The following is a 12,016-nucleotide window of genomic DNA, read 5'->3' as shown; positions in this document are numbered from 1 at the left end:
TATAAAATGTCATGGCATTAAACTTTTTTACTTTGGAAACATCAAATAATCATTTGAAAAGATATTAATTTTTTAGATTTATGAAAAGAGTTTTTGTAATTATGGTTGCCGCAATGGCAATGAGTTGTGCCATGGCACAGAATACCAAGACATGTAGCAAAGAGAAATCTCAGGCTAAGTGCGAGCAGCGCAAACAATGTGAAAAGCAAGAAAAAGCAACTGCCAAGTGTACCACAAGCAATAGCGGTAAATGTGAGAAAAAAGCAGAAGCCATGTCGTCCGACAAATGCCAAAAGCAAGGAAAACATTGCACTGACTATACGGAAATGATGGTAAAGAAATTTAATCTCACACCGGAGCAGGCAGCCAAGGTAAAGGCTCTTAACGACATGTACCCGGAGTTGGCACGTGCTTGCGTTGGCAAACATCATGAAAAGAAACATGAAACTGCTTTCAAAACAGACAAGGATTGCAAGAAGGCTTGTGATAAAAAATGTGAAAAAACAGGAATGTCTTCAAAAAATGGAAAGCAGACAGCGGCAGTTAAGGAATGCGGGTTGAAGCGAGAAGCCTACGATGCGGAGATGAAGAAAATCCTGACAAACGAACAGTTTGCCATATACGAGAAATGCAAACAGCAGAAAAAATGCAAGCATAAGAAATAATATTGATAAAAAGAGTCAAGACTTATTTTAAGAGTCTCGGCTCTTTTTTCTGCTTTTGGTTTTTATTGTTAAAACGTTTTCATACCCAATCTGTCGTTAGAACTTGAGAAACACGTGATTCCCGATTATTCATTTGGGTTAATATTATATAGACAAGAACAAACATAAGACCAAGAGGAAATTAAAATTTTCTATGTTTTAAAAAGAGTTTTATAAATATTATTCGTAATATTGCACTTGTCGGTTGACTTATTATAATATATGAAAAAAATATTTTTGTTACTGTTCGTATCCATATTATCTTTCCATGCCTACACTGTTTCCGCACAATCACAAACAATGGGAAAGACGAAACGCATACTGATTGCCTACTATTCGCTCAAAGGCGAAAAGAGAACCAAAAAGGGAATGGTAAATCTCTCATGCGGATTCACTGAGCAAATGGCGATGAAAATACACGGCTATGTAGGTGGAGATATGTGCCACATAGAAAACAAATTGTCATATCCTAAAAGATATGAAATAATGAAGAAAGTGGCAAAGATTGAATGGAAATCAGGCAAAAGACCCGAACTGAAACCTTTGCCTGTCAACATCGACGACTACGATGTCGTTTTTCTTGGTTTCCCTATATGGTTTGGAACCTTTCCTCCGGCAATGTTTACTTTTTTGCAGCAATACGACCTTTCAGACAAAGTAATCATTCCTTTCAGCACCAGTGGCGCCACCGTATGGGGGCATACTTTGGAAATATTGCACGGACAATATCCCGATGCCGTCATTTTGGAGGGACTTAATTTAAGGAGTTTGAAAGTGGACACATCTGACAAGAAAATAAATAAATGGCTGAAAAGACTCCCGATATTTACTGTCAACTAAACTTTTTAAATCGTTATAAAAGTTTTTTAAAAGTCAATGAATATGTTCGTGAAATCCTTTTCATGAAAAGTTATTTAACCCCAATCGGTCATTAGAACCCTCAACCGACTTTGTTCGATTGAGGGTTCTAATGACCGATTGGGATTTAATCTGCAAAAAAAGTGTTCTCTTTTCCTTTGATGTTTTTCTCAACGATGTCCGCCATCAATGTTATGTCTATCGGCTTTATTCCATTTGACAGCAACATCTCAGAGTCTTTGGAAAATTTTTTCGAGATACTGTCGAGAACCATATTTGTTGAGGACGTTGTCTCACAGTAATTTACAAACATAGCCACTGCGTCATTAGTTTTCCCCATAATCCATTGACAATAACCGGCATTTAGAAAATCTTCGGGGACAGAATCTTCTCCGGAAGTTAGTTTACGATATACAGTCTGTGCCTGCTCGAGTTTCCCTTCTCCCATTAAAGCCCATGCCATGGCACGCGAAGTGTTAGCCGACGATTGCTCGTAGTCAAGACGATAGAGTATTTCAAGAGCCTTCGAATAATTCTTCTGCTTCATTAGTGCCACACCATATTTTAGTGCGAACTTGTTGTTATCGGGCTGCAGTTCAAAAAGACGATGGTAACATGTCGCTGCCATGTCGAAATCTCCGCACAGCAATGAAAGTCGGCCGAGCATCTTCAACGAAACCTTGTCATTCTCAAGCCGTCCCTCGTACCATGCCCGTCTCAATATATCGGTCGCTTTTTCGGCATTGTTGGCGTATTCATAATAATATATAGAAGCAATGTGCAGGAAATTATCAGACAGTACATCCTGTTCCAAATCAATGTATCGCTTAGCAAAAACAACGAATCCGTTCTTTATCTTACGTTTATGCATGAACAATGCCAGTTGGGGAAGCATGTCCTTGGACTTATTTCCATGGAACGTTTCATTTGCCAAAAAGAGATACGCATTCTCGTTGTCAAAAGGACTGCGCATATCTTTTTTGTGTATGTTGAGGCGGAGAAAGCGATACAAGTCTTGCAAGTACATACGCCGTATGTATGCAGCATCACTCTTTTCGGTTTCTGATACCATATTCCCAAACTCATATCCTCCCTGCAACATCTCGCGCACATTGTCGGGCAGTCGTTCGAAAACGGTTTTCATGGTTAAGAGGAAAGAATATTTGTCGCTCTCGCAGAACGGTCCGAATGCAAGCATATTGTTCAGGAAATCGGCTCTGCCAATTTTGTCGAGTGTCTCCTGAACAGCCGGATGCTCAATGAAGAACGGCCAGAACCAGTTTGCCATATCATTGAAAAACGAGAAACGCTTCATCTGCGAGAAACCGCCGAAATATATGTCCGAGCCGTCTTTCTGCATCTGTTCCATGCGGTGCATTGTGGTTTCGAGTTTCTCAATTCTCTCGTCGGCGGCAGACGGGTTGAGAATATCCTCCATCGGGTCTTCCTCTTTCTCGATTATTCCGAAGTTCGTAATATTCAAGTCCTGATTTTTCATCAGTTCAGGAATGATGTCTTTCTGTATCAACTGGTTGTCTTTATCCGCATTTAGGCAGAACATTACCTGTTTCTGCATGTCTGCCAATTCGTGTAAAACATTGTCATCGTCAAGCATGTCGGTAACCACATCTGTCTGTCTGCCGTATATTGCCATGGCAAATACCCAGCCTACGAGTGCCCTTTGTCTTATGTTCTCATCCGTGGAAAGGCGGTAAATCTCTGCAAGAGACACAATTTTCTGCTCATCTTCATGGTTGATGGCGGCTATTGTAATTGCACTCACCAACAGTTGTGCATCGTATGAGTCAACCGTCGGCGACAACAATATCTTCACCATCTGTTCACTTGTCGTTGCCGTCCATTGAGGAGATATTATCATACTATGGAACAACCGTGACATTTCGCCGATATGTTTTGAGTAAATCTCCCGCATTTTCTCTCCCTTTTCTTCTTCTGCGAGCAATCCTGTCATGGCCTGTTCACCCACGAAACTTTCGAGCATGTTTCTCAAACTTTCCGTCTCAATTGTACGACCGAGGGCTTTGGCATAGGCTTCGGAATAGAACGGAGATGATTTAATCTTGCTTTCAAGCATCATGTTCCTTACACAGTGTCCGAGCCTTGTGCGGATACGGTCGTACATCTTTTCGCGCTCCGGGTCGTCAACGCCGCGTTCCATGTATTCAAGCATCAGTTCGTAGTCTCTCGAAATACTGTCAAATTCGTCTTGCCAAACTCCCGCGCCGTTATTCCGTGCATATTCCCTTATCATTCCCAATGCAAGGAATACATGTCCGGCTTCTATTTCCGTCAAAGAAAGTTTCAATATATCTTGTTCCGTCGTCATTATTTCGTAATATAAGAATAAAAATTTTATTTAAGCCATTTGTTTGCCATGCCAATATCCTTTGAACGCGGAGAGGCGGCATGTTCGAAACGAATGTTCGGTATAGCCTTAACGGTTTTGTCGTCCACTCCCATGTGTTTCTTTATTACATCGGCATAATTTGCTATTCCGTAGCGGTTTATGGAGTCGCATGCTTGATTGTAGACTTTTATGAACTCATCAATTTGTGCCCTTTTTCTGGTATCGTTCATGGCTTTGTCCGAGAACACCAATACCCCCATTTTTATGTCGCGTTTTTGGGAATCCATCAATACCTTGTGCCCTGCGAGACGTGCCACCGTGGCTTGTGGTTCGGGTAGCAATACTGCATCCATCTCGTTGTTTATAAGCATCATCAGTCTTGTGTGCGGATTGTTGATTTGTACCCGAAACACATTTTCCGCTTTAAGTTTTGCACTGTCCACCGCAATGTCTGCCAGCATGGCGGTGGCAGAGAACCTGCTTATTGCAATCATCTTGTCGGTTAGTTGGTTAAGGGATTTCAATCTCGCTTTTCTGTTTGTTATAAATTGCCACGACAATGGTGTTGCGGCAACATAAGACAGCATTACCCCTTGACGTTTCATTCGTTCTGTCCTGACAATATCGGTGACAATCCCTTCTAACTTGCCTTTTTTCAGGGCATCGTCAGCCTCAATGTGCGACTCCATTTCTTTCAGTCGTATGTCGGCACGCGCCGTATCCACCCATCCTTTTTCTTTCGCTAAGAACATGGGCAGACAATCTATTGTTCGCAGCACACCGATTTTAAGTGCAATGGAGTCTTGCTTTCTCTGAATTACTCTTTCGTGTGCTGTCTGCTCTTTTATCTCATTGTAATTTTTCCCGCAACCGAGAAACACCGCAATCGAAAAGAATATAAATAATAATTTCTTCATACATATTATTCGAAAAAAGGGTGACTCCCTTATTCTTCCGAATGATAGAGTTACCCTTGGCTCATTATATTTCGTACGACAAGCAGTCATTCGGAATAAAACCTCTATGCTTTTTCACCTCGTTTTTATTTTTTATTTTAATTATGAACACCTGCCCGTCAGACTTTTTCAGTGCTGCAAAATTAACCAATTATTTTGTAACAAGGAAAAATATTATTAATTTTGTTCCGAAAAACAATATTATATGGCTAAAGATAAGACAGCGTACGTTTGTTCATACTGCGGGCACGAATCGGCAAAATGGATTGGTAAATGCCCGTCATGCGGTCAATGGAATACGTTCAAAGAAATAAGAATAAGCACCGATACGGGACAGATGGCTGCTCGTTCTGCCGCTTCGGGAATGCAAAATATACGCAATTGTAACAAAAACCGTCCGATGAGGCTGAACGAAATATCGTCGAAAGATGTCCCACGGATAGACATGAACGACGACGAACTAAACCGTGTGCTTGGCGGAGGACTTGTTCAAGGCAGCATCGTGCTGCTCGGCGGAGAACCGGGAATTGGCAAAAGTACGCTGATACTGCAAACTATACTTAACCTTAAAGACAAACGCATACTGTATGTCAGCGGAGAGGAAAGCGCACAGCAACTTAAGATGCGGGCAGAGAGATTGTTGAGCGGAAAAGGCATGGCGGCAAGCGAAAATGCAACCGAAGAGAACAACATCAACCCGAACATGCTGATACTGACAGAGACTTCGCTCGAAAGCATATTCAACAACATAAAGGAGATATTGCCGGAAATTGTAATAATAGACTCGATACAGACAATATCCACCGAGGATGCAGACTCTTCGCCGGGCAGTATAACACAGGTAAGGGAATGTGCGGCGGCATTGTTGCGTTTTGCCAAGTCGAGCGGTGTTCCCGTTATACTCATAGGGCATATAAACAAAGAAGGTTCGCTCGCCGGTCCGAAGATTCTCGAGCATATAGTTGATACGGTAATACAGTTCGAGGGCGACCAACATTACATGTACCGAATACTGCGCTCAATAAAGAATCGTTTCGGAAGTACATCCGAACTCGGTATATACGAGATGGGACGGGACGGACTGCGTCAGGTAAGCAATCCCTCGGAATTGCTTCTCACACAAGAACGTGACGGCTTGTCCGGCATCGCCATAAGTTCGGCGGTGGAGGGAGTGCGACCGTTTCTTGTTGAGACGCAGGCCTTGGTTTCTACTGCCGCATACGGAACTCCGCAACGTTCGGCAACCGGTTTCGAGCAGCGCAGACTTAACATGCTGCTTGCAGTACTCGAAAAAAGAGTAGGATTCAAACTTGTGCAGAAAGATGTTTTCCTAAACATAGCGGGCGGACTTCGTGTTACCGACCTCGCAATGGATCTTTCGGTGATTGCCGCCGTACTGTCGTCAAATGTCGATACACCGATAGACAGTGGCTGGTGCATGGCAGGAGAAGTGGGACTCAGTGGCGAAGTACGTCCCGTGAGCCGGTTGGAACAACGTATTGCAGAGGCGGGAAAACTTGGATTCACAGACATGATCGTTCCCAAAAACAACATGCAGGGAATAGGGAAACGTAATTTTAACATACGCCTGCACCCGGTGCGGAAAGTGGAGGAAGCATTGCGGTTGCTGTTCGGATAAATCTTGACCGGTCATTACAATATACTCTTTCGGTTGAGGGTTTTAATGACCGATTGGGGTTAAAGCAAATTCTTATACTTATATAAAAAAGAGGATGTGCCTGTTATTTTGACACACCCTCTTTTATTATAAGGACTCAATTTATAAATACTAAGTCGAAATCAATAGAAAGATATTTCCATTCTTATCAATCGTTCCAAAGTTTGGGAGACTTATATTCTAATAAATCATCATCTTCTTCGAAAAATCCTTCTTTTGCTCCAATGTCATCTTCGTCTCCTGCTCCAATACCATGATCGGGATCGTTGTCTATAGGAATACTCCATACCTCCATTAAAGCGTTGCCATTAATTTTGATGACCTCCGACTTTGGCTCTTGATATGTTTTTTTTATCTTCATATTTCTTTATTTTATTTGATTATAACTTTTTTACCATTACGGATGTATACACCTTTCTTTGGCTTCTCTACTTTGATGCCGTTCAAATCATAGTAAGTATCATCTGTATCTTTTAATTCAGTAATACCATCAATTCCTGTAATTGTTCCTTCATCATCAAACAATATACTGAAGCCTTTGCCCGGAGTTGCGGTATTTTCTTTCAAACGTAAATAAGCCTTGAAATATGGGAATTTAGCATCATTCTTCAAATGTACGAAACAACCACGTTTTTTACTGAAAGTATAGTATTGGAAACCGGACTCATTGGCTATGATTATTTCTTCAACCGCTCCTATCATACGGTTCTCCGCATTCTCTTGATAATTTACGGCATTTAATCCATCTTTATTATGTGCTTGATCTTCGTCCATCTGGCAATAAGAATTAACAGCCTTTGTGTTCTTGCTGCGAATCAGAGCACCGACAAATGCAGGAACATAATAGTTATCCAAACTGTAAGCTCTGACAAAAGGATCTTTTGTATCATAGATATGAGTGAAATCTACCGGTACATAAGGCTTGATGTCATTGTCTCCCAAATTTTGTGGATAAACTACATCAAACGGATAACATACAGTACCACCATGAGAGTTTGTAGATTGTGGGATTTGCCATTCTATGGCAAGGGTATGCTGATCCTTTTCCCATGCAGTCTTGTAATCATTTTGCTTACTCTTCTTTACATAAATTTTCTGATTTTCTTTGAAAGGATAACTGCCCATTTGTTCGTATGCCTTGTAATTGAGATTTCCCGGTGTGTTGCCGACAAAATATATTTCCTCAATACTGCTGCGTTTAAATGCGTTTAGACCAATACCATTGATGTCTGCAAGTAATGTGATGGCTCTGACTTTTGGTGAATAAGGAAGATTCTTTTCTTCAAAAGCAAAGTCAAGAACAGAACTTACCGTATATGTCTTTTGTGCGATTTGGTTATTGGAATGGCTTACAAAGGCAGGCTGTGTTGCTTCCGGCATTACGATGACAGAAGTGCGTTCTTCGTTGCCATCAAAGGAAATTACACCTACATTTTCATCTGATGTCTGGAAAAATTCTACGCCACGGTCATAACCTTCAGCAGAGATGAAAGAAGGAATGACATCTTTAAACACATTATCATATCCCTTAATTGTAGCCAAGTTTGCAGGGTTATTATACCAACGCTTACGTACATAAATATTAATAGAAGAAGGATTGGATGATTCGTACATTATCTCAGAGGTCAGAACCGGAACCTTGTCCTCGCCCATGAAACTCAGTGATTTGAGTTTTTTACACAATGCGATGGCGCGACTTCCTATCTCTTCTACGGATCTTGGGAAAGTGATATTCGTTATCTTGTTACTTCCATAGAAAGCGTATGGTCCAACCTTTTTGAAATAAGGAATCAATGTATATTTTGAATCCGCTTTTCCTGCCGGGAACGTAACGAGTGTTTTCTTGTCTTTTGTACACAACATACCATCTAACGATGTGTATTTGGTATTCTCTTTGTCTACATTTATTTCTTTTAAATTCTCACAAAGATTGAAAGCAGTGTAAATTATCTCATTCACGTTTTTAGGAATGAATATTTTCTCGAGATTTGCACACTGGTCAAATGCTACCCCTGATATTTTGGTAACAGATTCCGGAAGTTCGATATGTTTGATGCCACTTTTTGTGAAAGCAGACTCTCCTATGGTTGAAATGGATGAAGGAGTTCTGAATATTACTGTCTCCAAATTTGGTGTTTCGAGAAAAACACTATGCTTTATTTCTGTAAGATTGCTTGGAATATCACAGAACTTTAGTTTGGGATTGTAAGCAAATGCTTTGACTTCGAAAGTCGTCAAGTTTGGTGCGGAACCATCGAATACAACCTTTTCAAGGTTATCCATTTCGGTTGCAAATAGAGTAGGAATTTTTGTTAATTTGGAGTTATCGTCAAAATGAATTTCAGTAATACCATTTGCTTTCTTAAATATTCCATCTCCCATTTCTTCCACACTGGCAGGAATAGTGAATGTTCCTACGATTCTAGAATCCACAAAAGCTCTTGTTCCTATATTTTTCACCTTGGAGGGCTCCTCAAAAACCACCTGTCTCCAACTGCTTCCACTGAATGCACCCTCACCGATGGTTATTACGGTGTTGGCAATAGTTACGACATCTGTGGCACGAGTACCGCTAAATGCTTCTTTAAATATTGTTTCCGTTCCTGTCGGAACCTTATAGTTTCCTGTTTTTCCGGAAGGATAAAGCACCAATGTTTTCTCGTTTTTTGTAAAGATAACTCCCTCTTTGGCTTTATAGTTTGCATTGAGGTCTGATACTTCAAATTTTGTCAAATTATTACAACCGCCGAATGCACCGGCATCTATCAACTCTACATATTGACCGATTATAACCTTTTTAAGGTTTCCCATAGTGCTAAATGCTTTGGTCATGATAGTTTTAACATTGTTTAGATCTAAGTATAGAGGATAATTGGAAGCATTGTAGAAAGCGTTCGGAAGAACTGTTTCCACACTGTTTGGAATTGTGTATATTCTCTGTTCCGGATCTTGGGGAATTCCTGCTGTCGGAATATATTGTGGAGGAAATGCTATTAACTCTTTTCCACTTATGTCACAAAGAACTCCATCATAGTCCTTATATTTGATATTTGCATCATTTACATCGATGTAGGTGGCACTTGAATTATAAAAAGGATGACCTTCTGCATCATAAACTATTTCCGTTACAGTTGTAGGAATTTTTATTTTTGTAATCTTTTTGCAAAGTCTGAAAGCATCCCTTCCTATCTTGGTAATTGTGGAAGGTATGTTGTTAACCTCGCCCCCGATTCCGGAGGGATAATAGATAAGTTCGTTACCTGATTTGTTGAACAGCCATCCATTAGTATCGTGTGAATAATTTGTGTTAGCTGCATTTACTTCAAATCGGGTGAAATTGGGGTTGTTATTGAAGCAGGAAGCGCCAATAAAGGTACACGATTTGGGAATTGTTATTTTCGTTAATCCTTTACTGCCACAGAAACCTCCGTCACTGATTTTTGTGATTCCTTCAGATAGTATAATCTCTGTAACCGCTGTTGGAGACGGCTCCATCCAGCCATTGGTAGATGTTACTTTGAAAGTCTCATGATATTTGTCGTCTATTACCGTACTTGGAATTGTTACTATTCCACTTCCGCCAACCTTCACAACTGCAACTTCGAATTCTTTGGGGTTAACATCAAGTTTTGCTTTGGTAATTTTATACTTAATGTTGTCAACCTCAAAGTGCGCTCCAATAGATTGGGCAAATCCGGATATTGTTGGTATAAATAATACCAACAATAGGAAAATTATCCTTTTCATTACTTTGTTCTTGTTCATAAATTATTACTACTTTAAAAATTAATAAAATTATTAGTGTTCCATAACAATCGGAACGGTTTAATATTAGGCTAATGACCATGGAATAAGATGATAAAATCGTTCTCCGCAATAATCTTCTTTACCGAAGAAAGCACCGTAGAGTGCTACTATGTCCTTCTTAATTATCCATCCCGGATGTAAGGATGTCCATGACAACCATTGGTGGCAAAGAGGATTGTAAGAATCTCTTTGCCACCAATGGTTACGGCACGCTGTCGCGCGCGTATGTAAAAGTTTAAAAAAAGTACAATGATTGACGGTGCGTCTATTGTGTGTGTGTGTGTGTGTGTGTGTGTGTGTGTGTGTGTGTGTGTGTGTGTGTTAGCAAAATATTCGAACTGGCCAAATATAAAGTGTTAAAAGTCGCATGGTTTTTCTTGTTTCCTTGCAACTCGTTAATACCTTTATTATATAAGTCTGAATGATACATTTTCAAACCATTTAATTTTCTATGGCACACAGAATCATTTGGTAAATTTGTGCAAAGATAAATAATGTCTTTCAGATATGCAAGCAAAATCCGAGAAATATGCATAAACCACATGCAAACGAATGCATTGTAGAGTGCATGTAGAGTCAAACGGCGAATGCAAAATTACGAATAAACCCGGTAGGACTCTTCTTTTCTTGTATTGTTTAGTTTTATTTTTAAATTAGATTTCTTTTTATTTTCCGTGATTGGTTACTGTGTGATTTCGGCTGTTTTGTTGAGCAATTTCGGTGAAATTAGTAAGTAAAACAGCCGAAATTGATTTATTGTTTGTATATGTTTCTTGAAAGGGAGGTTGCTTTACCTATTATTTTTGTTGGTAATTCTCATTCTCACCCACAGCCATCGCGGTATAAGTCTCCAGAAAAAAGTAAGTAAACTGTAACGCCAATCTATTATGCGGACACTCTTTCGGGCATATATGGCATCAACAGCCTGTCGAGCAACATCTTCGGGCTTAATCAGCATAGGGTATGCCGTACTGTTGTCAAGCGATGCAGTATCGACAAAACCGGGGCGCAAGTCGGTAAAGCGAATGTTCAGGTCACGCATGCGCGACAACTGTTCGAGAGCCTCGATATAGGTCGTTTGATATGCTTTGGAAGCACTGTAAGATGGGGAGACGCCAAGTCCTTTTGTTCCTGCAATGGAAGAAACAATGGCAATATGACCACCTTGATGTTCTGTCATGTAATTAAAGACTGCATCAATTATTTGTGTAAACCCCTTTACGTTTGTCGCCACCGTGGCACTTTCTGTCTCATTATCGAGCATGAGGTTTTGAGTGCCAATGCCGGATACATGTAAGAACAAACCCACGTCGCCGAGTTCTGCAAACAGTTCCAATATTTTCTGTGGCGCATCGTCTGTTGTCACGTCTATGCACGACACGACAACACGTTCAGGAAACTCTTTTTCCAATTCCGACAGCAACTCCTTACGACGTGCGGCAATACCCACATGCCAACCGTCGGCAAGCAACAGTCGTGCTACTTCGCGTCCAATACCCGACGATGCACCAATAACAACCGCCCTTTTCATACAAGTGCAAAAGTACAAAAATAAATGAAGTATATATAATTATCAAGCCTAAATTTGCTCATTTTAAAATTTATTCTTAATTTTGCAGAATATAAATGTTTTAGTGGGATTAAT

Annotated in this window: 8 protein-coding genes; 3 read left to right on the top strand and 5 right to left on the bottom strand. The window is 40.4% G+C overall.

Features of this window, described 5'->3' with window-relative positions:
- The first annotated feature begins 80 nt into the window (after positions 1-80).
- Together EII32_RS04850 and EII32_RS04845 are read left to right on the top strand one after the other, a co-directional pair.
- Positions 81-665 (top strand): DUF4890 domain-containing protein, encoded by a 585-nt coding sequence (locus tag EII32_RS04850; protein ID WP_125234319.1) that lies wholly within the window; start codon positions 81-83, stop codon positions 663-665.
- Between the two features lie 261 nt (positions 666-926).
- Positions 927-1,544 (top strand): flavodoxin, encoded by a 618-nt coding sequence (locus EII32_RS04845; RefSeq protein ID WP_125234318.1) that lies wholly within the window; start codon positions 927-929, stop codon positions 1,542-1,544.
- 145 nt (positions 1,545-1,689) lie between these two features.
- Here the strand turns inward: EII32_RS04845 and EII32_RS04840 are convergent, their stop codons facing one another.
- Both EII32_RS04840 and EII32_RS04835 read right to left on the bottom strand, forming a co-directional pair.
- Positions 1,690-3,909 carry a tetratricopeptide repeat protein gene (locus EII32_RS04840; RefSeq protein ID WP_125234317.1) on the bottom strand — a complete coding sequence of 740 codons (2,220 nt, stop codon included), beginning with the start codon at positions 3,907-3,909 and terminating at the stop codon, positions 1,690-1,692.
- 26 nt (positions 3,910-3,935) lie between these two features.
- Entirely contained in the window at positions 3,936-4,847 is a 912-nt protein-coding gene (locus tag EII32_RS04835; protein ID WP_158611127.1) for an ABC transporter substrate-binding protein, read from the bottom strand.
- A 244-nt stretch (positions 4,848-5,091) separates the two neighbouring features.
- On the opposite strand from EII32_RS04835, the gene radA reads away from it, so the two are divergent.
- Positions 5,092-6,525 carry a DNA repair protein RadA gene (gene radA, locus EII32_RS04830; RefSeq protein WP_125234315.1) on the top strand — a complete coding sequence of 478 codons (1,434 nt, stop codon included), beginning with the start codon at positions 5,092-5,094 and terminating at the stop codon, positions 6,523-6,525.
- A gap of 187 nt (positions 6,526-6,712) precedes the next feature.
- On the opposite strand, the gene EII32_RS04825 is transcribed toward radA, so the two are convergent.
- The 3 genes from EII32_RS04825 to EII32_RS04810 all read right to left on the bottom strand — a co-directional run bounded on the left by EII32_RS04825 (position 6,713) and on the right by EII32_RS04810 (position 11,902).
- Positions 6,713-6,925, bottom strand: coding sequence for a hypothetical protein (locus EII32_RS04825; RefSeq protein ID WP_125234314.1), 213 nt, complete (start codon positions 6,923-6,925; stop codon positions 6,713-6,715).
- Between the two features lie 11 nt (positions 6,926-6,936).
- Entirely contained in the window at positions 6,937-10,329 is a 3,393-nt protein-coding gene (locus tag EII32_RS04820; protein ID WP_125234313.1) for a leucine-rich repeat domain-containing protein, read from the bottom strand.
- 832 nt (positions 10,330-11,161) lie between these two features.
- The gene (locus EII32_RS04810; RefSeq protein WP_125234311.1) at positions 11,162-11,902 is read right to left on the bottom strand and encodes an SDR family NAD(P)-dependent oxidoreductase; all 741 of its coding nucleotides are present in this window, start codon (positions 11,900-11,902) and stop codon (positions 11,162-11,164) included.
- Between the last annotated feature and the right edge of the window lie 114 nt (positions 11,903-12,016).

It is taken from the genome of Prevotella sp. OH937_COT-195 (assembly GCF_003932845.1).
GTDB lineage: Bacteria > Bacteroidota > Bacteroidia > Bacteroidales > Bacteroidaceae > Prevotella.
Note: the sequence above shows the minus strand (reverse complement) of the source record. Positions and strands in the feature narration are given on the sequence as shown.

Coding starts and splice junctions, on each gene's coding strand:
- EII32_RS04850 (WP_125234319.1), top strand. CDS start 81: ATGAAAAGAGTTTTTGTAATTATGGTTGCCGCAATGGCAATGAGTTGT.
- EII32_RS04845 (WP_125234318.1), top strand. CDS start 927: ATGAAAAAAATATTTTTGTTACTGTTCGTATCCATATTATCTTTCCAT.
- EII32_RS04840 (WP_125234317.1), bottom strand. CDS start 3,909: ATGACGACGGAACAAGATATATTGAAACTTTCTTTGACGGAAATAGAA.
- EII32_RS04835 (WP_158611127.1), bottom strand. CDS start 4,847: ATGAAGAAATTATTATTTATATTCTTTTCGATTGCGGTGTTTCTCGGT.
- radA (WP_125234315.1), top strand. CDS start 5,092: ATGGCTAAAGATAAGACAGCGTACGTTTGTTCATACTGCGGGCACGAA.
- EII32_RS04825 (WP_125234314.1), bottom strand. CDS start 6,925: ATGAAGATAAAAAAAACATATCAAGAGCCAAAGTCGGAGGTCATCAAA.
- EII32_RS04820 (WP_125234313.1), bottom strand. CDS start 10,329: ATGAACAAGAACAAAGTAATGAAAAGGATAATTTTCCTATTGTTGGTA.
- EII32_RS04810 (WP_125234311.1), bottom strand. CDS start 11,902: ATGAAAAGGGCGGTTGTTATTGGTGCATCGTCGGGTATTGGACGCGAA.